General features: G+C 63.3%; 22 protein-coding genes. 11 read left to right on the forward strand and 11 right to left on the reverse strand.

The window, feature by feature from the left end; genetic code table 11:
• Positions 1–2 precede the first annotated feature (2 nt).
• On the reverse strand, positions 3–548 hold the full coding sequence (locus tag F3H26_RS06545; protein WP_223162452.1) for a YeeE/YedE thiosulfate transporter family protein: 546 nt from the start codon (positions 546–548) through the stop codon (positions 3–5).
• Positions 549–729: 181 nt separating this feature from the next.
• Here F3H26_RS06545 and F3H26_RS06550 point away from each other — a divergent pair, with 181 nt between their 5' ends.
• Entirely contained in the window at positions 730–1,230 is a 501-nt protein-coding gene (locus F3H26_RS06550) for a hypothetical protein (RefSeq protein WP_149775249.1), read from the forward strand.
• On the opposite strand, the gene F3H26_RS06555 is transcribed toward F3H26_RS06550, so the two are convergent.
• Both F3H26_RS06555 and F3H26_RS06560 read right to left on the reverse strand, forming a co-directional pair.
• The gene (locus F3H26_RS06555; protein WP_149775250.1) at positions 1,231–2,487 is read right to left on the reverse strand and encodes a vWA domain-containing protein; all 1,257 of its coding nucleotides are present in this window, start codon (positions 2,485–2,487) and stop codon (positions 1,231–1,233) included.
• Positions 2,488–2,524: 37 nt separating this feature from the next.
• A complete protein-coding gene (locus F3H26_RS06560; RefSeq protein WP_073279503.1) occupies positions 2,525–3,433 on the reverse strand; it encodes an AAA family ATPase in 909 nt (302 codons plus the stop codon).
• Between the two features lie 144 nt (positions 3,434–3,577).
• Here F3H26_RS06560 and pyrC point away from each other — a divergent pair, with 144 nt between their 5' ends.
• Positions 3,578–4,615, forward strand: coding sequence for a dihydroorotase (gene pyrC / locus F3H26_RS06565; RefSeq protein WP_149775251.1), 1,038 nt, complete (start codon positions 3,578–3,580; stop codon positions 4,613–4,615).
• On the opposite strand, the gene F3H26_RS06570 is transcribed toward pyrC, so the two are convergent.
• Complete coding sequence (locus F3H26_RS06570; RefSeq protein ID WP_149775252.1) at positions 4,612–5,907, reverse strand: MmgE/PrpD family protein; 1,296 nt, start codon at positions 5,905–5,907, stop codon at positions 4,612–4,614. The genes pyrC and F3H26_RS06570 overlap by 4 nt on opposite strands.
• A 38-nt stretch (positions 5,908–5,945) precedes the next feature.
• A complete protein-coding gene (locus F3H26_RS06575; protein WP_149775253.1) occupies positions 5,946–6,392 on the reverse strand; it encodes a type II toxin-antitoxin system RatA family toxin in 447 nt (148 codons plus the stop codon).
• Positions 6,393–6,468: 76 nt separating this feature from the next.
• Here F3H26_RS06575 and hpt point away from each other — a divergent pair, with 76 nt between their 5' ends.
• Complete coding sequence (gene hpt / locus F3H26_RS06580) at positions 6,469–7,011, forward strand: hypoxanthine phosphoribosyltransferase (protein WP_149775254.1); 543 nt, start codon at positions 6,469–6,471, stop codon at positions 7,009–7,011.
• 47 nt (positions 7,012–7,058) lie between these two features.
• Positions 7,059–7,208: a hypothetical protein gene (locus tag F3H26_RS19420; RefSeq protein ID WP_165615114.1), complete on the forward strand. Its 150-nt coding sequence runs from the start codon at positions 7,059–7,061 to the stop codon at positions 7,206–7,208.
• Here the strand turns inward: F3H26_RS19420 and F3H26_RS06585 are convergent.
• Both F3H26_RS06585 and lipA read right to left on the reverse strand, forming a co-directional pair.
• Positions 7,198–8,352, reverse strand: coding sequence for an amidohydrolase (locus tag F3H26_RS06585; protein WP_149775255.1), 1,155 nt, complete (start codon positions 8,350–8,352; stop codon positions 7,198–7,200). The two genes, F3H26_RS19420 and F3H26_RS06585, sit on opposite strands and share 11 nt — an antisense overlap.
• Positions 8,349–9,299 carry a lipoyl synthase gene (gene lipA / locus F3H26_RS06590; protein WP_149775256.1) on the reverse strand — a complete coding sequence of 317 codons (951 nt, stop codon included), beginning with the start codon at positions 9,297–9,299 and terminating at the stop codon, positions 8,349–8,351. Before lipA ends, F3H26_RS06585 begins: the two co-directional genes overlap by 4 nt.
• A gap of 266 nt (positions 9,300–9,565) precedes the next feature.
• Between lipA and F3H26_RS06595 the strand changes: the two genes are divergently transcribed.
• Positions 9,566–10,114 carry a peroxiredoxin gene (locus F3H26_RS06595; protein ID WP_149775257.1) on the forward strand — a complete coding sequence of 183 codons (549 nt, stop codon included), beginning with the start codon at positions 9,566–9,568 and terminating at the stop codon, positions 10,112–10,114.
• A gap of 48 nt (positions 10,115–10,162) precedes the next feature.
• Here F3H26_RS06595 and F3H26_RS06600 read toward each other — a convergent pair whose 3' ends face one another.
• Positions 10,163–11,086, reverse strand: coding sequence for a LysR substrate-binding domain-containing protein (locus F3H26_RS06600; protein ID WP_149775258.1), 924 nt, complete (start codon positions 11,084–11,086; stop codon positions 10,163–10,165).
• Between the two features lie 60 nt (positions 11,087–11,146).
• Positions 11,147–12,244 carry a DUF6456 domain-containing protein gene (locus tag F3H26_RS06605; RefSeq protein ID WP_149775259.1) on the reverse strand — a complete coding sequence of 366 codons (1,098 nt, stop codon included), beginning with the start codon at positions 12,242–12,244 and terminating at the stop codon, positions 11,147–11,149.
• 238 nt (positions 12,245–12,482) lie between these two features.
• On the opposite strand from F3H26_RS06605, the gene F3H26_RS06610 reads away from it, so the two are divergent.
• Positions 12,483–12,782 (forward strand): DUF6477 family protein, encoded by a 300-nt coding sequence (locus F3H26_RS06610; protein ID WP_188127713.1) that lies wholly within the window; start codon positions 12,483–12,485, stop codon positions 12,780–12,782.
• On the opposite strand, the gene F3H26_RS06615 is transcribed toward F3H26_RS06610, so the two are convergent.
• Positions 12,783–14,327, reverse strand: a complete 1,545-nt coding sequence (locus F3H26_RS06615) for a trimethylamine methyltransferase family protein (RefSeq protein WP_149775260.1) — start codon at positions 14,325–14,327, stop codon at positions 12,783–12,785.
• Positions 14,328–14,467: 140 nt separating this feature from the next.
• On the reverse strand, positions 14,468–14,905 hold the full coding sequence (locus F3H26_RS06620; protein WP_149775261.1) for a GNAT family N-acetyltransferase: 438 nt from the start codon (positions 14,903–14,905) through the stop codon (positions 14,468–14,470).
• 82 nt (positions 14,906–14,987) lie between these two features.
• Here F3H26_RS06620 and guaA point away from each other — a divergent pair, with 82 nt between their 5' ends.
• The 5 genes from guaA to F3H26_RS06645 all read left to right on the forward strand — a co-directional run bounded on the left by guaA (position 14,988) and on the right by F3H26_RS06645 (position 20,716).
• Positions 14,988–16,547 carry a glutamine-hydrolyzing GMP synthase gene (gene guaA / locus F3H26_RS06625; protein WP_149775262.1) on the forward strand — a complete coding sequence of 520 codons (1,560 nt, stop codon included), beginning with the start codon at positions 14,988–14,990 and terminating at the stop codon, positions 16,545–16,547.
• Between the two features lie 92 nt (positions 16,548–16,639).
• On the forward strand, positions 16,640–17,545 hold the full coding sequence (locus tag F3H26_RS06630; RefSeq protein WP_149775263.1) for a DMT family transporter: 906 nt from the start codon (positions 16,640–16,642) through the stop codon (positions 17,543–17,545).
• Positions 17,546–17,668: 123 nt separating this feature from the next.
• Positions 17,669–18,799, forward strand: coding sequence for an OmpP1/FadL family transporter (locus tag F3H26_RS06635; protein WP_149775264.1), 1,131 nt, complete (start codon positions 17,669–17,671; stop codon positions 18,797–18,799).
• 98 nt (positions 18,800–18,897) lie between these two features.
• Complete coding sequence (locus F3H26_RS06640) at positions 18,898–19,794, forward strand: DMT family transporter (RefSeq protein ID WP_149775265.1); 897 nt, start codon at positions 18,898–18,900, stop codon at positions 19,792–19,794.
• Between the two features lie 49 nt (positions 19,795–19,843).
• Positions 19,844–20,716, forward strand: coding sequence for an ATPase (locus tag F3H26_RS06645; protein WP_149775266.1), 873 nt, complete (start codon positions 19,844–19,846; stop codon positions 20,714–20,716).
• Positions 20,717–20,718: the final 2 nt, after the last annotated feature.

The raw sequence follows: 20,718 nt of genomic DNA on the forward strand, positions 1-20,718 counted from the left end.
GCTCAGGCCTCCTTCTTGAACATCAGGATCGAAACGGTGATCGCGGCGGCAAAGGCGCCGGCGGCGAAGATGTACCCGCTGACGGCCGTCTGCATCATGCCCGACATCATGTGCCCGGACGTGCAGCCTCCGGCCAGTCGTGCGCCATACAACACGATGAACCCGCCCAGAAAGGCGACCAGATAGCGTTTCACGGGGTCGTCACCGTAATTGGCCCGCCACAATGCGGGGACCTTGTGGTCCCGGGCGTCGATGCCGCCCCGGGCCATGGCGGAAATAAACCCGCCCAGCATCATCGCAAGGACGAAGACAAAGGAATAATTCAGCGGGTTCCCGACCGATTTGGCGTATTTGCCCCCGGATTTCGCCAGATAGGCGTTGGTCGAGGTAAAACCGTCATCGGTTGCGGTCACGAGATCCGGGTTGACGGCATCGGCGATGATGCCGTCCAGAATGACGAACTGCGTTGACACGCCGATCGGCTTGACCAGCAAGATCGCCAAAAAGAACACAAGGCCGAGCAGAACTCCGCCCGTTTTCCAGGTCATTGGCATGGCATTTTCTCCTAAGGATTCTCACATTCCATTTCCCTCATATCTTAAATATTCCATTTCCCGCATGATTTGGATCAAATGGCCGGGGAACCTTCGGTTGATTCACGCGGGCCGCCGCTCTACCCTCGCGACGCCGCAATGCGGCACCCCTGATTTTCGAGATTTGGAGACGATCATGTTGAAATACATTTCCGCATCATTTTTCGCGGCGCTTGCCGCGGCAGCCCCCGTCTGGGCAGACACATTCGAAAAATACGGCGAGGTCGAGGGCTGGAAGGTCTTCATCGACAACGACAAGAAATCCTGCCTGATCGAGGCCGTGGACGACGCCGAGAACGTAGTTCAGATGGGCCTGACCGAAGATCGCGGCGTGGGATATGTCGGTGTCTTCACCAAGGCCGAAACCGACATCAAACGCGGCGAGAAGGAAGGCGTCGCGATCCTGCTGGGCGACAACCTGTATGTCGGCGAGGCGACCGGCATGAAGGGCAACATCACCAAGGGCTATTCGGGCGGCTACGTCCTGTCGGACGATCCGCAATTCGCCGATGATCTGGCGCGCCAGAAGGTGATGATCGTGTTCCCCGAGAAGTCCTTTGGCTTCACCGTCGATCTGACCGGCACCTACAAGGCCATGGAAATGGCGCGCGAATGCAATGAGAAACTGATGCAGTAGCTACTGTGACAAAGCCGCCATCAGGCGCGCTTTCTCTCCGTGATCGTCGGGTCGTGAAATCACGGCGGCCAGATCCTCGAGCGATGCAATCGAATGCCCGGCGCGAAAGCTGTCCACATGCGGCAGCATGGTGGCGACGCCTTGGGCCTTGGGCGCGAACCCGTCCCAGCGCAGCAGCGGGTTCAACCAGATCAGCCGGCGGGCCGACAGGTGCAGGCGTTCGATCTCTTTTTCCAGCAGATCGGGGTCGCCCCGCTCCAGCCCGTCGGTGATCAGCAGCACCACGGCCCCCTGCCCCATCACCCGGCGCGACCAGTCCCGGTTGAACTGGTGCAGGCATTCGCCGATGCGCGTGCCGCCCTCCCAATCCTGCGCCTCGGCCCCGGCGGCGGCCAGCGCGGCATCGACGTCGCGCTGATGCAGGTGCCGCGTGATGTTCGTCAGCCGCGTGCCGAAGGTGAACGCATGCACCTTGGCCCAGCCGGCCCCCTTGGCGTTCGAGACCGTGTGCAGGAAGTGCAGGATGATCCGGCTGTACTGGCTCATCGACCCCGAGATGTCACACAGCGCGATCAGGTTGGGCCAGCGCGGCTTCGGTTTGACCAGCGCGATCTGTCGCATTTCGCCGCCCTGACGCATGGCCGCACGCAAGGTGCGCGCCCGGTCGATCCGCTGGCCCAGATGGCTGGCCTGACCCCGGCGCGAGGCGATCGGGTCCACAGGCAGTTGCAACCGCGCCAGAATGCGCTTGGCCTGCGCGGTTTCCGCGGTGCTCATCTGTTCGAAATCCAGCGACCGCAGCCGTTCCTCGGACGAGGCGGTCTGCGTGGCGTCAATCTCGATTTCGCTTTCGCCTTCTTGCTCGGCGCCTTTTGGTTCGTCCCGCTCGACCCCGTCCAGAAGGGCCTCGGCCGCGCGTTTTTCGCCCGCCTCGGCCATGCGTTCCTCCTGAACGCCGCGAATGGCCGGCAGCATCATCGACATCATGTGCTCAAGATACCGCGGATCGCGCCAGTACAGACGGAAGATCTGGGCGAATACCGTGCGATGCTCGGGCCGGTTCACGAAACAGGCGTGCAGGGTCCAATAGAAATCCTGCTTGCGGGTGAAGCCCGCCGCCTGCACCGCGCGGATGGCGTCGACCACGCGGCCGGGGCCGATCGGCAGTCCCGCCTTGCGCAAGGCGCGCGCGAAATGGGTGATATTCTGCGCCAGTTTCGGATCGGCCGGAATTTCCAGCGGAAGCTGTTCGGCCATCGCTAGGCCCCCGGAGTGTTTTGGCGCCGCGACGTCATCAGACCGGTTCGAGCGTGGCTTTGGCCTGATCCAGAATGCGCTTGGCCTCGGAGCCCTGCAGTTTCTGGATGTCGTCCTGGTATTTCAGGATCGCGCCCAGCGTGTCGCCGATCACCTCGGGGCTGAGGTTGATCACGTCCAGCGCCAGCAGGCATTTCGCCCAGTCGATGGTCTCGGCCACGCCGGGTTTCTTGAACAGATCCTCGGTGCGCAGATGCTGGACAAAGGCCACCACCTCGCGGCTCAGCGCCTCGGCGGCCTCGGGCGCGCGGGCATGCAGGATCTCCAACTCGCGGTCGAAATCGGGGTAGTCGACCCAGTGGTACAGGCAGCGGCGCTTGAGCGCGTCATGCACCTCGCGCGTGCGGTTCGACGTGACGATGACGATGGGCGGTTCGGGCGCCTTGATCGTGCCGATCTCGGGGATTGTCACCTGGAAATCGCTCAGCGCCTCCAGCAGGAAGGCCTCGAACGGTTCGTCGGTGCGGTCCAGTTCGTCGATCAGCAGCACCGGCGGGCCAGCCGGGTCGGGCTCCATCGCTTCAAGCAATGGGCGGCGGATCAGGTAGTCGCCGCTGAACAACTCCTCCTGCAGGCCCTTCCGGTCGGATCCGCCGACCGCCTCGGCGGTGCGGATGGCCACCATCTGGGCGGGAAAGTTCCATTCATAGACGGCCGAGGACGCATCGAGCCCCTCATAGCATTGAAGCCGGATCAGGCGGCGGCCAAGTCCAGAGGCCAGGGCCTTGGCGATCTCGGTCTTGCCGACGCCCGCTTCACCTTCCAGAAACAGCGGCCGGCCCAGTCTCAGCGACAGGAACACCACAGTGGCCAACGCACGGCCACAGACATAGCCCTGCTCGCCCAGCATCTTCTGAACGGCATCGATGGAATCTGGCTGGCTCATGTGTCTCAATCTCCCTTGGCACAACAGGTCATGGCTGCCGCTGCGCGTCAAGACCGTGATCTTTCCGGGACTTGCGGCAATCTGGTCGCTTGGCAAGGTTTGTTGTCACTTTCCCGTGCGGCCTGCCTGTGCTAGCCCGGCGCCATGACCGATACTCTGACGCTCCGCCGCCCCGATGACTGGCACCTGCATCTGCGCGATGGCGCCATGCTGCAGGCCGTCCTGCCCGAAACCGCCCGCCATTTCGCTCGGGCCATCATCATGCCCAACCTTGTGCCCCCGGTGGTCACCGGCGCTCAGGCCGCGTCCTATCGCGACCGTATCCTGGCCGCCCTGCCCGAAGGCATGAGCTTTGAGCCGTTGATGACCTTGTATCTGACCGAGGATACCGACCCCGACGACATGGCCGCGGCCCATACCAGCGGTCTGGTCAAGGCGGTCAAGCTGTACCCGGCAGGGGCCACGACCAACTCGGCCTCGGGCGTGCGGGATTTCGACAAGGTGCGCCCCGTGCTGGACCGGATGGCCGAGATCGGCCTGCCGCTCTGCGTGCATGGCGAGGTTACCGATGCCGAGATCGACATCTTCGACCGCGAGACGGTGTTCATCGACCGCGTTCTGGACCCGATCCGCAAGGCCACGCCGGGCCTGCGTGTGGTGATGGAGCATATCACCACACGTGACGGCGTGGAGTATGTGCGCGCCAACGAAACCGATCTGGGCGCCACGATCACCGCGCATCACCTGATCATCAACCGCAACCACATCCTTGTGGGCGGGATCAAGCCGCACTATTACTGCCTGCCCGTCGCCAAACGCGAAGAGCACCGCAAGGCTCTGGTCGATGCAGCGACCTCGGGCGACGAACGGTTCTTTCTGGGGACTGACAGCGCCCCGCATACGGACGCCAACAAAGAGACGTCCTGCGGCTGCGCGGGATGTTTCACCGCCACGAATACCATGTCTCTGGTGGCCGAGGTCTTTGACCGCGCGGGTGCGCTGGACAAGCTGGAAGGGTTCACCTCGGTCAACGGGCCAAGGTTCTACCGGCTGCCCGTCAACGATCAGACCATCACCTTGCAGAAGGGCGATCCGGTCACCTACCCCGACAAGATCGAAACACGCGATGGCCCGGTCACCGTGTTCGACCCCGGCTTCCCGCTGCACTGGCGCGTGGTCTAGTCAACCAATCGTTTCGCCAGATCCGCTGCGCGCCCGCCGGTGCGCAGCATCGACCAGATCGCATCGGCCTCGTCCGCGCCGATCAGTTTGGCGGCCTTGTCACGGACCCGGTCCTCGCGGTCGGACAAGGCCATCGGCGCAGCCAGATCGTGGGTTGCCTCGCGCCGCGCCCCGTCCCGCCGCAGCAGCGCCAAGCGGGCCTCGGTCTCGGACAGCGTTTCATCCGCTTCGACCGTGATCCGGTCGCGCAGGGATTGCAGGCGCGGATCGGCGCAGACCTTTTCCGTGTAGCTTTCAGGCAGGGCGGTATCGTATCCCAACGCCTGCATCGCGATCACAGTCCGATAGGAAAACTTGGCACCCAGCCCGGTCGTCGGCGCGGTCTGATTGCAGACGCTCATCCATCGGGGATGGGTGCGGATCTTGATCTCGGCCACCTCGGGTTCGGCGATGTCGAGATCCCTCGCCGCCTCGAGCGCGGCGTGCAGCCCGTGGCAGCAGGCGTGGAACTTGTGGCTGACGCTTTCGAACAGCCACTCATCCCCAAGTCCCGACAGAGCCGTGGCTGTATCATCGGCACCGTGATGGGTCGCGCCAAACCCGAACGGGCCGGTCAGGGCATCGGGATTGGGAACGAACCCCCGCTGCACCAGCAGCGCGGACTCGACCCCGACCGAAGCCGCCTGCCCCGCATTGTAGGGCTTGCCCATGGTGCCAAACTGCGCCTTGAGGCCCGCCGCCCGCGTCGCGGTCAGCCCCAGAACCCGGCGCATGGCCGCTGCATCGCATCCCAGCAGGCGGGCGGCTGCCACGGCCGCTCCGAACGCGCCCGCCGTCGCGGTCTGGTGAAACCCGATCTGATAATGCCCGCGCCCCAGCCACAGGCCAATGCGGATGGACAGTTCCATCCCCACCAAGGCCGCCTCGAGCAAATCGACGATGGGCTGGTCCTGCCATTCGGCCACGGCCAGCGCGGCGGGAAAGACCGCCACCGAGGGGTGGCCGATATGGGCGAAATGCGTGTCATCATAGTCCAGCGCATGCGACACCGTGCCGTTGACCAAAGCCGCCGCGCGCATCTGCGCGGCCCCGCCGCCGAACAGGGTGGCCTGTCCGGCCCCGCCTTCGTCCAGCACCGTCCCTCGCAGGATGCGCGAGACCGGCTCGTTGACCCCTGCGCGCCCAACCGCCAGCCAGTCCAGCGCGGACAGAGACGTCACGATCCGCGCCTGCGCGGTTGTCTTGACCGGGCCGGCGGCGAATTCGGAAAGAGCGCGTGTAAATTCAGTCATGCGGCGCAGTCTAACGTGCGAGCGCGCCGGGTAAAGCCTCAGCCGTAGAGGCTGGCCGCGCGCTGTTCGAAGGCGCGCACGATCCGGTGCATCGCCTCATTGAAGACCACGCCGATGATGCCCTGCAACACGGCGTTCTTGAACTCGAAATCCACGTGGAAGGACACGTTGCAGCCGCCCTCGGGGGCGTCCTCGAAATGCCAGTCGGATTTCATGTATTTGAACGGGCCGTCCAGGTATTCGGTGTCGATCTTCTTCTGCTCGGGGTACAGCGTCACCCGGCTGCCGAACCGTTCGCGGAACACCTTGAACGAGATCACCAGATCGGCCTCCATCACCTGCGCCTCGCCCGCCGCATAGGTCCGTCGGATCCGCGCGGCCGAACACCAGGGCAGAAACTCGGGGTATTTCGCCACATCCGCAACCAGATCGTACATCTGCTGCGCGGTGTATGGCAGGTGACGGGTTTCCGAATGAGTGGGCATGGCAACCTGGACATTTTGGAACGTGACAATGGCGCGTCATGTCGTATGTTGCGCGCCAAAGATCAAGGGGGCAGCCATGAGCCAGCGCGCATATGTGATAGATGAGATGATCTCGGCCAAGGCCATCGCGGCACGGATCGAGGAATTGTGCCGCGAAATCACCCGCGAATTCGGCGATACCGACAAGTTGGTGGTCGTGGGCCTGCTGCGCGGCAGCTTCGTGTTCATCGCCGATCTGGTGCGCGAACTGGACCTGCCGATCGAGGTCGATTTTCTCGAGGCGTCTTCGTATGGCGATTCAATGGAAAGCAGCCGGGAAGTTCGCATTCTCAAGGACTTGCGCGGCGCAATTGAAGGGCGCGACGTGCTGGTGGTCGAAGATATCGTCGACACGGGGCACACGCTGAACCACGTCACCAACCTGCTGCGCAGTCGCCAGCCGAAACGGCTCAAGTCGATTGCTCTGCTGGACAAACCCAGCCGCCGCGAGGTCGATTTCCGCGCCGATTGGATCGGCTTTGAAATCCCGGACGAATTCGTCGTGGGCTATGGCATCGACTATGCCCAACGCAACCGCAACCTGCCCTTCATCGGCAAGGTCCGCTTTACCCAAGACTGATCCCGCCGCGGATTCGAGGCCCCATGATCCTGCGCCACCTTCTGCGAATGTCCCGATGGGCGCGCAATCCGCCCTCGGACCAGCGGGTCAAGCTGGTGCTGGGCCTGATCGTGCTGTGCCTGGTGATTGCCGGCGTTGAATACATGGGCTGGTGGCCCGAATGGGCAACCAGCCAGCCGCGCAAGCTCAGGCCGTGACCGGCGCGTCCAGAACCTGACGGATTGCCGCCAGAAAGATACCCGCGCCGACAGGGATCAGCGCATCGGGGAAATCATAGTCGGGGTTGTGCAGTTGCGGATGGTCAACCCCGGACCCCAGCCAGAACATGGCGGTTTTCGACCCCTTGGCGAACTGCCCGAAATCCTCCGAGAACCTCTGCGGCACGGTGGTCAGGCGCGGTTGCACCCCGGCCTGCGCGCAGGCTTGAGCCAGGATCTGCACGGTCTCGGGGTGGTTGACGCAGGCCTCAAACACGTCGTCATAGGTGATCTCAACACCCAGCCCCTCATCGGCGGCGGCCTTGCGGACCAGCGCCTCGGCCTGATCGACCAGTTGCTCCATACGTGCGTCCGAGACGGTGCGCAGCGTGACCCATATCTCGGCCTCACCCGGCGCAACGCCGAATGTCGGGGCCCCCAGTTGGGCGTGGGTGACGGTGGTCAGCGCGTAATCCTCAGTCAGTTCGCCGCCCGGCCCCAAGGCAGCCAGGGTCGGTATCAACAGCGCCATGGCCGAGGCCGGCGACAGCCCGTCCTGCGGGGCCGCCGCGTGCGAGGTCTTGCCCGTCAGCCGCACCCGCATCCCGCGCGAGGCGCAATTGGCCGGGCCAGAGCACAGCTCGACCGCGCCCAGCTCCAGCCCCGGCAGGTTGTGCAGGGAGAACAGGAAATCCGGCTGTATTTCAGCGTATTGCGGGTCGTTCCGAAAGTCGCGCGCGCCCTGTCCAGTCTCTTCGGCGGGCTGGAAGATCAGCACGACCCGACCGCGTGGCACGGGCGTTTGCGCCAGGTCCTGCGCCACGCCCAACACCATCGTCATGTGGCCGTCATGCCCGCACAGATGACCCTTGCCCAGAACCTGCGAGCACCAGGGTTTGCCCGGCATTTCCAAAATCGGAAGTGCGTCCAGTTCACAGCGGATACCGACTGTCGGCCCCGGCTGGCCCGAGTCGAACACGGCCCCGACCCCGTGCCCACCGATCCCGGTCAGGACCCTGCTGGCCAAACCGCGCAATTGCTCGGCGATGAAGGCGGCGGTTTCAGCCTCTTCACCTGACACCTCGGGGCGTTGGTGCAATGCGTGGCGCAACTCGGTCAGTTGCGCCAGCTTTTCCGGCGTCACGCCTGCCCCAGTTTTTTCTGCCGCGCTGCCCGCAGGCGCGCGAAATCATCGCCCGCATGGTACGACGAGCGGGTCAGCGGCGTGGCCGAAACCATCAGGAACCCTTTGCCATAGGCGGCTTTTTCATAAGCCGCGAACTCTTCGGGCGTGACAAAGCGGTCCACGCGGTGATGTTTCGGCGTGGGCTGCAGATACTGGCCGATGGTCAGGAAATCGATATCGGCGGCGCGCATGTCGTCCATGACCTGGCGCACCTGCTGTTCGTTCTCGCCCAAACCAACCATGATGCCCGACTTGGTGAAGATCGACGGGTCCAGTTCCTTGACCCTCTGCAGCAGACGCAGGGAGTGGAAATAGCGCGCGCCCGGGCGCACCTCGGGGTACAGGCCCGGCACGGTTTCAAGGTTGTGGTTGAACACATCCGGCTTGGCCGCAACCACGATTTCCAGAACCGACGGATCGCATTTCAGGAAATCCGGGGTCAGGATCTCGATCGTGGTCTTGGGCGAGCGGTGACGCACCGCGCGGATGGTCTGTGCGAAATGCTCGGCCCCGCCATCGGCCAGGTCGTCGCGGTCGACCGAGGTGATGACGACGTGGTTCAGGCCCAGCTTTTCCACCGCATGTGCCACCCGGCCCGGTTCGAACGCGTCCAGCGCATCGGGGCGCCCGGTGGCAATGTTGCAGAAGGTGCAGCCGCGGGTGCAGATCTCGCCCATGATCATCATGGTCGCGTGGCCCTGGCTCCAGCATTCGCCCACGTTCGGGCAGCCGGCCTCTTCGCAGACGGTGACCAGGTTGTTGTCGCGCATGATCCGGCGCGTGTCGGCATAGCCCTTGCCACCGGGCGCTTTCACCCGGATCCAGTTGGGCTTTTTCGGCTGCGCATTGTCGGGCTTATGCGCCTTTTCCGGGTGACGTTGTTCAGGGATTTTCAGATCGCGCACGGGGCCGGTTTCCTGACTTTGAGTCAATTTGGTTGGTGCATAACATAAACCGGTCGGATGTATTACGCCAGCCATGCATAGCTGCCATGCGTCGGCGTTTCGCAGATGCAGAATAGGAGCGCAACTTCCTAGGGGATCAACGCAAATTTCGACATGATTTCCGCGGACAAGAGGATATTCGCAAACGCAGCACATCCCGTGTTGAAGCCGGTTTGGAATCGTTTTAACCCACGGGCCGAACAAATGTGAATCACAGGAGATGCCCCATGAAAACCGGAGCCAAGCTGCCCGACGTGACATTCCACACCCGCGTGCGCGACGACTCGATCGACGGGCCCAACCCGTTCCGCTGGGAAGACAAGACCACGGCCGACTATTTTGCAGGCAAGCGGGTCATCCTGTTCTCGCTGCCCGGTGCGTTCACGCCCACCTGCTCGACCTACCAGCTGCCGGGGTTCGAGAACAACTACGAGGCGTTCAAGGCCAAGGGCATCGACGAGATCTACTGCATGTCGGTCAATGACAGCTTCGTCATGAACAAATGGGCGCAGGATCAGGGGCTGAAGAACGTCAAGGTCATTCCCGACGGGTCGGGCGAGTTCACCCGCAAGATGGGCATGCTGGTCGACAAGGCCAATCTGGGCTTTGGCATGCGGTCGTGGCGCTATGCCGCCATCATCAACGATGGCGTGATCGAGGCGTGGTTCCAAGAGCCCGGCCTGATGGACAACTGCCCCGAGGACCCCTATGGCGTTTCGTCGCCCGAGAACCTGATGAAGCACCTGGAGGAAGCGCAGCAGCCCGAAATGGCCTGAGCCTTCACCCAGCCTCCATGCGAAGGGCTCGCCGCGCGCGGGCCCTTTTCAGTTTCGGGTTTCCGACACGATGTTTTCACCGACCTGCCGGATCACCTCGGCCAGTTGACCGAACCACTCCGCCCCGTCTGACGAGTCGCGTCGTACGAGGCCGATCTGCCGTGCGGGCTCCGGGGCGCCGAACCGCAGCAGTTTCAGCCCCGGCACGGCATCGGCCTCGGATCGCGCCGCCAACTCGGGAATCAAGGTCAGGCCGAACCCCTCGGCCACCAATCGCGACAGCGTGGCCAAGGACGACGCGCCCATGTTGATATGGGCGCTGGTCCGATCCTGCCCGCACACTTCAAGGGCCTGATCCGTCAGGCAATGCCCGTCTTCCAGCAGCATCAGCTGGGCCGCGTTCAGGTCGATCGGGCGCAGAGCGTCTGGGCTGACGGTCAGGCTGTTCAGACGAGTCTCGCTGCCAGCCAGCAGAAAGCGATCTTCGAAGAGGGGTACCTCGGCCAGGCCGCGCGCGCCCACCGGCAGGGCCAGCACGGCGGCGTCGATCTCGCCCGCTTTCAGCATCGACAGCAACCGTTCGGTGCGCGCTTCGCGCACCTGCACACGCAGGGACAGATCCGCCGACCGCAACCCGGCCAGAACACCGGGCAGCAGGTAAGGCGCGACGGTCGGGATCAGGCCAACCGATAGGCTGCGGTGCCCGCTGGAATGATCGCGCGCGAACCGGTCCAACCGCTCGGCCGCGCCCAAAATTCGCCGCGCATGGTCCAGCGCGTCGCGGCCCAACGGAGTCAGCAGAATGTCCCGGGCGCGCCGCTCGAACAGCGGCCCGCCCATGATGTCTTCCAACGCCCGAATCTGCACCGACAGCGCCGGTTGGGATACATGACACGCCTGCGCCGCCCGGCCAAAGTTGCGCTGCTCGGCCACCGCGCGGAAGTATTGCAGCTGTCTGAGGGTAAAATTCATAACCCCTGACTATCACGCGCCGCATTTTTCGCAAGTCAAACCAATGAAGGGCGCGGCGGATCACCCGATCCGCCGGTCGCTCTCGGCCTGCATTTCATAATGCCGCTTGAGCCGCTGGAGCGCGATGCGCAGAACGATCTTGCCCGAGCGCGCCGACCAGCCCATGCGTTTTTCGGCCAGCTCCAACCCTTCCAGATAGCAGCAGCAGCGCAGGGCCACATCGCTCAGCCCCGACCCCAGGTCCGACAACGCGCGGGCCACGCGGTCGCGTGCCTCGGAAGACCCCCGCGCAACCGGCGCATCGCCCTCGAACCCGACGCGCCCGCCGCCGGTCAGGAACCTGTCCCAGTTCTGCGTGACCTGAGGCCCCAGCTGAGCCAGTTCGAAATCTTCCCGCAGCCGTTCGCCGGCGCGCACCAGGCTTTCATCCAGAAACGGCTTGCCGTCCCGGTCTCGCCGACGCGCAAGGGCGACCAGAGGGCTTTCGGCGGCGGTATAGCGGATCCGACGCGCGCGTGGGGCGGAGCTCGGTCGTGTCGCGTCGCGATGCTGAAACGCGGCCGGCGCCTCGGCCATGCCGTATTCCGCCCTGGCCCTGGCCCGGTTTTCCGCATCGGCGATCAACTGACCCAGCGCCGTTCGCCCTGTCGGCGTGATCCGATAGCGGCTGATCCGCCCGGGATTGTCGCACGAGATCCAGTCTTTCAACGCCAGGGCCTGCGCGATCTTGCAATCGACAACGGCGGTCCGGGTCGCGCCGGCTGCTCCGCTGTCGCGCACCACGACAGCCTTGTCCATGTCCTCGGCAACGGCCAGAACCGCGCCGGTTTCACACAGGCGGCGCAGCACCCGCAGGGCCTCGCGGTCGAACTCTTCGTCTTTGGCCGCCGGTTCGGACGGCTTGGGTTCGTCATCTTCCTCTTGCCGCCGGCTCTGATCGGCGAAGTGAGTTTCCGCCAGCGATTGCAAGGCCGCATCGACCAGCGGATCGTCGCGCCGCATTTCGATGCGCCGGATCTGCCTGAGAACGGTTGACGCGTGGCATCCGGCCGATCGCGCCAGATCCCGGATCGACCGCCCCGCTTCGGTATGGGCCAGATAGCGCTGCGCGCCCTCGGGGACCCAGGTTGGAACGGTGGAAGCCATGATGTTGTCCATTGGTGTACGCCCTCGTCGACAAACCAAACTGCCAGTATCCGCCGTTGGATAAAGTGTTAACCAAATCTAACTAGGGTTGGTTTCGTTACTCGTTCGTTAACCACCAACGGCGCCAACCAGAATTGATTCAAAATCATAAACAGTGGTGAAACCATCGTTCGGAGGGAGCCCCAACAAGGCAACACCCGCCTAGGTTGTGCAACAGTGAGGCATCCAACACAGAACAAAGGATTGCCCGATGCAGGACCTGACCTCGATGATCACATCCCTTCGCCGTCCCCGCCTGTTGGCTCGGGCGGCCAAACTGGGGGCACGGGATTACGACCGCAACAGGCATTTGCAGCGTGTGCTGGGTTTTGGCGCCCTGCCCGGATCGGGGGCGGCGCTGATGCGACTGATGGAGTTGGAGCGCGAGATGGAGGACCGGCGGCGCATCAACGATCCGGCCTATTCCCTGGTCCGTCACCTGGACCTATTGATCGCACTGGCGGGCGAGGCGCAACTGTATCAGGCCAGCCGCGCCTCGGCCTGTCACTGATCAGGAGAAGGCGTCGGGCATCGACGCTTTCTTTTCCTCGACATAGGCGGTCAGCGCGGCCAGTTTGTCGGGGTCGAGATGCGGTTGCTGGTAGTGAGCCAACAGATGCTCGACCCGCGCCGAGGCCAGAGTTCGCGTGTCGCGCGCGCCCTCTTCTTCCCAGGTCTCAAAGGGCTTGTAGTCCAGAAGTTCGGTCTTCCAGAACGCGTCCTTGAAGTTGGCCTGGGTATGGGCGCAGCCCAGATAGTGGCCGCCCGGCCCCACCTCGCGGATCGCATCCATTGCCTGCGCGTTTTCGTCATAGGCGACCCCCTTGGCCAACCCATGCAGGACGCCCAACTGGTCGGCATCCATCACGAATTTCTCGAAATCCGCGACCAGGCCGCCTTCCAGCCAACCGCAGGCATGCAGCATGAAATTCACGCCCGACAGCAAGCCCATGTTCAACGAATTCGCGGTCTCATACGCTGCCTGCGCATCCGGCAGCTTCGACCCGCAGAACGATCCGGCCGACCGATAGGGCAGGCCCAGCCGCCGTGCCAACTGACCTGCGCCATAGGTGATGTGCGCGGCTTCCGGCGTTCCGAACGTAGGTGCGCCCGAATTCATGTCGATCGAAGACACGAACGCGCCGAAAATGGCAGGCGCGCCCGGTCGGATGATCTGGCTGTAGGCCACACCGGCCAGCACCTCTGCCAGAACCTGCGTCAGCGTCCCCGCCACCGAAACCGGCGCCATCGCGCCGCCCACGATGAAGGGCGAGATGATGCAGGCCTGATTGTTGCGCGCATAGACTTCCAGCGACCCCATCATCACGTCGTCGAAGGTCATCGGCGAGTTGATGTTGGTCAGCGAGGTCATCACCGTGTTTTCCTGCACGAACTCCTTGCCGAACAGAATCTCGCACATTTCGACCGAATCCTGCGCCCGGCTGGGATCGGTCACCGAACCCATGAAGGGTTTGTCCGACAGCGTCATGTGCGCCATCAGCATGTCCAGGTGCCGCTTGTTCACCGGAACGTCGGTGGGTTCACAGACGGTGCCGCCCGAATGGTGCAGCCACTTGGACATGTAGGCCAGTTTCACGAATTTGTTGAAATCGTCCATCGTGGCATAGCGGCGCCCGCCTTTGGCATCGCGCACGAAGGGCGGCCCATAGACCGGGGCCAGCACCAGGCTACGCCCGCCGATCACCACCGATTTCTCGGGGTTGCGGGCGTGCTGCGTGAACTGGCTGGGCGCGGTCTTGATCAACTCGCGCGCAAGGCCCCGCGGAAGGCGCACCCGTTCCCCGTCGACATCGGCGCCGGCATTGCGCCAGCGCTCCAGCGCCGCCGGGTTGTCGACGAAGTTGACGCCGACTTCTTCCAGCACGGTCTCGGCGTTGGTTTCGATGATCTCCAGCGCCTCGTCGTTCAGAACCTCAAAGTTCGGAATGTTGCGCTCGATGTATTTCGCCGTTTCGATCCGAACCGCGGTGCGTTCGGCCCGGCGGGCGGCGCCGCCGCCACCGCGCGCTCTGCGTCGGGTGTTTGCCTCTGCCATCAGATGACCCCGTGTGACTGTTTAGGTTGGTATGTGTGTTACTGGAATCTGACGCGCCATCAGATGTGATTTCCGGCGCATTGGGGGGAAAAGCGACATGGCGCGTCAGGTCAACCCCTCAAGTCCGGTGCGTTCGGGGATCACAGGGGTTTCTCAAAGAAGACCTTGTTGCCCTGCGCGGCGACCTCGTTCCAGCCCAGATGTCGGTACATCGCGCGGGTATCCTGCATCAAGCGGTGGGTCGTCAGCTTCAACCGGTCGCACCCTGACCTGCTGGCCTGGGCTTCCGCCTGCGCCAATAGCTTGCGAGCTAACCCCTGCCCCTGTGCAGCCGGCGAAACCGCCAGGTTGAACACCATCATCGCCCGCCCCACGGGCCCGAAGATGACGACACCCGAAGTCTCGCCCTGCATCTCTGCCAAGATGGCCACATGCTGCACTATGTCGTCTTCGAGTCCCGCCGCGACATCCGGCAGATCGGGAATCCGCGCCGCCGGGTCCGCATAGGCGGCCCGGATACATGCGCGAATGGCGTCCGCGTCCCCCAAGACCGCCGGCCTGAGCGTGATTTCGGTCATTCGATGCACTCCGCGTCACTCTTTTCCGCCAAATGACGTCAAGGCGCTTGCACATGCAAGGCTTCCGACCTAAAGGCCGGGTATGACCGAGACATCCCATGACCGCCTTCTGATCATCGACTTCGGCAGCCAGGTAACGCAGCTGATCGCCCGCCGCCTGCGCGAGTTGAACGTCTATTGCGAAATCCACCCCTACCAGAACGTCACGATGGACTTCGTGCGGAACATGGCCCCGCGCGCCATCATCTTTTCCGGCGGACCGGACAGCGTGACCCGCGAAGGTTCGCCGCGCGTTCCGCAAGAGATCTTCGAATATGGCGTTCCGATCCTGGGCATCTGCTACGGCCAGCAGGTGATGATGCATCAGCTGGGCGGCAAGGTCGAAAGCGGCCATGGCACCGCCGAGTTCGGGCGGGCCTTCGTGACGCCGCGCGGCAAGCTCGACCTGCTCGAGGGCTGGTTCACCGATGGCGACGAACAGGTCTGGATGAGCCACGGCGACCATGTCAGCCAAATCGCGCCGGGGTTCGAGGTGTTCGGCACCTCGCCCAACGCGCCTTTCGCGATCACGGCCGATACCAGCCGCCATTTCTATGCCGTTCAGTTCCACCCCGAGGTGCACCACACCCCCAAGGGCGCAAAACTGTACGAGAATTTCGTGAAACTGGCCGGGTTCAAGGGCGACTGGACCATGGGCGCCTATCGCGATGAGATGATCCGCAAGATCCGCGAACAGGTCGGCGACAAAAAGGTGATCTGCGGACTGTCGGGCGGTGTCGACAGCTCGGTCGCGGCGATTTTGATCCACGAGGCGATCGGCGACCAGCTGACCTGCGTCTTCGTCGATCACGGCCTGCTGCGCAAGAACGAGGCGCAGGAAGTCGTCTCGATGTTCCGCGACAACTACAACATCCAACTGATCCACGCGGATGAAAGCGAGCTGTTCCTGGGCGAGCTCGAGGGCGTCTCGGACCCCGAGACCAAGCGCAAGATCATCGGCAGGCTGTTCATCGACGTGTTCCAGAAACACGCCGACACGATCGAGGGTGCCGAGTTCCTGGCCCAGGGCACGCTCTACCCCGATGTCATTGAATCGGTGTCGTTTTCCGGCGGCCCGTCGGTCACGATCAAATCGCATCACAACGTGGGCGGCCTGCCCGAAAAGATGGGCCTGAAACTGGTCGAGCCGCTGCGCGAACTGTTCAAGGACGAGGTTCGCGCGCTGGGCCGCGAACTGGGCCTGCCACCCAGCTTCATCGGCCGCCACCCCTTCCCCGGACCGGGCCTGGCGATCCGCTGCCCGGGCGAGATCACCCGCGAAAAGCTGGAAATCCTGCGCGAGGCCGACGCGATTTATATCGACCAGATCCGCAAGCACGGCCTGTATGACGAGATCTGGCAGGCCTTCGTCGCGATCCTTCCGGTGCGCACGGTCGGCGTGATGGGCGACGGGCGCACCTATGACTATGCCTGTGCCTTGCGGGCAGTGACATCCGTCGATGGGATGACGGCGGATTACTACCCGTTCACCCACGAATTCCTGGGCGAAACCGCCACCCGGATCATCAACGAGGTCAAGGGCATCAACCGCTGCACCTATGACATCACCTCCAAGCCTCCGGGCACGATCGAGTGGGAATGACACGAAAAGCCGGGCTTTGACCCGGCTTTTTTATTGTTGTTCCAACCGCCTGCGTCTGGTTCGCTGCACCGGCGACAGCGCAGGGATTCGACATGAACGAGAACGCAAGGACGATGCTCAGAACGGCGCTGTGGATGACGGGCGCGATTGCGTCGTTTTCCTCGATGGCCGTTGCGGGGCGCGAGCTGAGCACCGTCCACGATACGTTCGAAATCATGATGTATCGCAGCATCGTCGGTGTGGTCGTGGTCGCCACCATTCTGACACTGACCGGCAAATGGCATCAGGTCTCGACCCGGCGGTTCGGGCTGCATCTTGTTCGGAACTCGGTACATTTCGCGGGCCAGAACCTGTGGTTCTACGCGGTCAGCGTCATACCTCTGGCACAGGTCTTCGCGCTGGAATTCACGCAACCGATCTGGGTCATCCTGCTGTCGCCGCTGTTGCTGGGCGAGCGCCTGACCTCGACCCGCGCGCTGTCGGCGGTGATCGGGTTTGTCGGCGTTCTGATCGTGACCCGCCCCGGTGCCACCCCGATTTCTCCGGGGGTGGCGGCTGCGACGGCTTCGGCGATTTTCTTCGCGTTGACAACGATTTCCACAAAGAAGCTGACGCAGTTTGCCAGCATCGGCTGCATCGTCTTCTGGTTGACCAGCATGCAGGCCGTCATGGGGATGGCTGCATCGGGCATCGACGGGCAGATCACCGCGCCGACCCTGCAAACAGCGCCGTTCCTTCTGTTGGTCGGGCTGGCGGGGCTGTTGGCACATTTCTGTATCACCAACGCGCTGGCCATCGCGCCCGCGACGGTCGTGATTCCCTTTGACTTTGCGCGCCTGCCGACGATCGCGGTCGTGGGAATGGTCATCTATCACGAACCGCTCGACCACTGGACCCTGCTTGGGGCCGCCGTGATATTTGCAGGGATATTTCTGAACGTCCGCGCCGAAAGCCGTAACAATTATGCAACACGGCCGCAAAGTATGCGCGACAGCTAACGTTCGGTCACATGTTGACGGTTTTTTAAACAACGCGCGATTATCCATACGTGAAATGAACTGTCGTCGTCACTCACCAAACAAGAAAGCGGCGCGTCAGTGTTGAGAAAAAGGGAGGATTAAATGAAAAAGGCGCTGCTGCAAGCGTGCGCTCTGTGTGTTGGGGCATCCGCCGTACATGCAGGCGGTATCGACCGGAGTGGTCAAGGCATCAATGTCATCTTCGAAGAGGGTTCGGTTGTCCAATTCCGTCTGGGTTACACATCGCCCAGTGTGACCGGAACCATGCTCGGGGTGGACTCGGGCGAGGTGGCCAACAACTTCTTCACGCCCCATCTGGCATACAAACGTGCGATCAACGAAAAGTTGGACTTCGCGTTGATCTACGACGAACCGTTTGCCGCGGACGTCTCGTATGGCGCCGGCTATCCGCTGTCGCAGAACCCGATCCCGGGTGGCCGGACTGACGTGCTGCGGGCAAAGGCGGATACCGATGCGATCACTGCCCTGTTGCGCTACAAGTTCGACGGCGGATTCAGTGCAATCGGTGGCCTGCGAATTCAACGGCTCAGCGCCAATGTCGCGGTTCCGGCCGCAGCCGGGTACGAAGTCGACGCGGACGCAGATACCGCGCTGGGTTACGTGGTCGGCGTGGCGTGGGAGAAACCCGAAATCGCCGCGCGTGTTGCACTGACCTACAACTCGAAGATCTCGCACGATCTGTCGCAGACCGAGTCGCTGAACCCGCCGCCGCCGGCTCCGGGCGGCTTCGTGGCCAGCTTCGACACCAACAGCGAGGTGGTTTCGCCGCAATCCGTCAACCTGGACTTCCAGACCGGTGTGGCCCCCAAGACCCTGCTGTTTGGTTCGGTTCGCTGGGTGGACTGGCCCCAGACCGTCTATGACCCGCCGAACTACCCGCCGGCGAACCCGCTGGTCGACTATGACGATCCGACCTGGACCTATTCGCTGGGCCTCGGCTATCAGTTCAACGAGCAATTCTCGGGCGCCGTGACGCTTGGGTATGAAGCCTCCACCGACGAGCCCGTGTCCAACCTCGGCCCCACCGACGGGTTCTGGAGCATCGGCCTCGGTGGCACCTACTCGTTGGAAAAGGCCAAGATCTCGGCCGGGGTTCGCTATACCGATCTGGGTGACGCGATCGCCGACGGCGCTGGCCCCGGTGCACGCGCCACCTTCGAAGGCAACAGCGCCTGGAGCGTCGGCTTCCAGATCACCTATGCGCTGAACTGAAGACCGTCAAACGGTTGAAAACATGAACCCCGCCCAAGTGGCGGGGTTTTTCGCATGATCCGGGTCGATTGCCCTGCTGGGGTGTGGAAAATGCCGGTATGACACGACAAAAAACACTCTCACCCCGCTCCGGGGCCGAGCTCTTGCTGCTGGGACTGATCTGGGGCGGGTCCTTCCTTGCAATCCGAATCGCGCTGGATTCGGTTCCGGTGATCACCACCGTGTTTCACAGGGTTTTCTGGGCGGCGCTGGCTCTTTGGGCCGTGGTCCTGATCCAGCGGCTGCCCGTGCCGACCAGTTGGCGGGTCTGGCGCGCCTTCCTGGTCATGGGGCTGCTGAACAATGCCCTGCCCTTCACGCTGATGGCCTGGGGCCAGCTTCATGTGGATACCGGCCTGACTTCGATCCTGAACGCCGCCACGGCCATTTTCGGAGTTCTGGCCGCCGCGACGGTCTTTCCCGACGAAAGGCTCTCGGCGACCCGCCTGACCGGAGTGATACTCGGATTCGCCGGCGTCTCCATCACGATCGGCATCGGCAGTCTGCTGCGCTTTGACCTGCAGAGCATGGGGCAACTGGCGATTCTGGCCGGCACCGTATCCTATGCGATGGCGGCGGTCTGGGCGCGGCTTCACCTGTCCGGGCTGCCGCCGCAAGTCTCGGCCGCCGGCATGTTGACCGGATCCACGATTTTCATGCTGCCGGTCATGCTGGTGGTCGACGGTCCTCCCGCCCTGCTCCTGCCCGCCGAGACTTGGCTGGCCATCGGCTATTTCGCCGTGGCGGCGACGGCCGGCGCCTATCTGCTGTACTACCGCGTCCTTGCGGCGGCGGGCAGCGGCAATCTGCTGCTGGTGACCCTGATCATCCCTCCGGTGGCGATCACGCTTGGCGCCCTTGTCCGAAACGAGGCCCTTCCGCCCAACGCCTATCTGGGCTTCGGCATTCTTGCCGTTGGCCTGACGATCCTCAGCCGATCCGGGCGGCGCGATTGACGCCGCCCGCCCTGCGTTCTAGCTAGAGCAAAACAAGGGACGGCGGAACATGATCTACGGCTCGGCACGGGAATGGCGCGAGGCTGCACGAAAAAAGGTGCTGTTTTTCGGGATGTCGGGGCTGGGCAAAACCTATGTCTCGAATATCCTGCGCGAATCCGGCGATTGGTTTCATTACTCGATCGATTACCGGATCGGCACACGCTACATGGGCGAATACATCACCGACAACGCCAAGGCCGAGGCGATGAAGGTGCCGTTTCTGCGCGATCTGCTGCTGACCGATTCCATCTATATCGGCTCGAATATCTCGTTCGAGAACCTGACCCCCGTGTCCGCCTATCTGGGCAAGCCCGGAAACCCGGACCTGGGCGGCCTGCCCATGCCCGAATACCGGCGCCGGCAGGAACAGTTCCGGCTGGCCGAGATCCACGCTCTGCTGGACACCGAGTACTTCATCGACCGCGCGCAACGGTTGTACGGGTACCCGCATTTCATCTGCGATACCGGCGGGTCGATCTGTGAATGGGTCGATCCCGATGACCCGGCCGACCGGGTGCTGTCGGAACTGTCGCGGCATACCCTGATGATCTGGATCAAGGGCGACGACGCACACACCGCCGAGTTGATCCGCCGCTTTGACAAGGCCCCCAAGCCCATGTCCTACCAGGCCGAATTTCTGACCCGAGTCTGGAAGGACTATCTGGATCGGCACGGCTGCGCCGAGGCCGACGTAAACCCCGATGACTTCATCCGCTGGACCTATGCCCAAGCGCTTGCGCATCGCCAGCCGCGGTATCGGGCAATGGCCGAGAACTGGGGCGTGACCGTCACCGCCGACCAGATCGGACAGGTACGCGATGCCGGAGATTTCGACGAGTTGATCGAACGCACCCTTGAGGCCCGCCGCGCCGCGTCCTAACT

This window comes from Ruegeria intermedia, from assembly GCF_900129345.1.
In the GTDB taxonomy this organism is placed as follows: Bacteria; Pseudomonadota; Alphaproteobacteria; order Rhodobacterales; family Rhodobacteraceae; genus Ruegeria; species Ruegeria intermedia.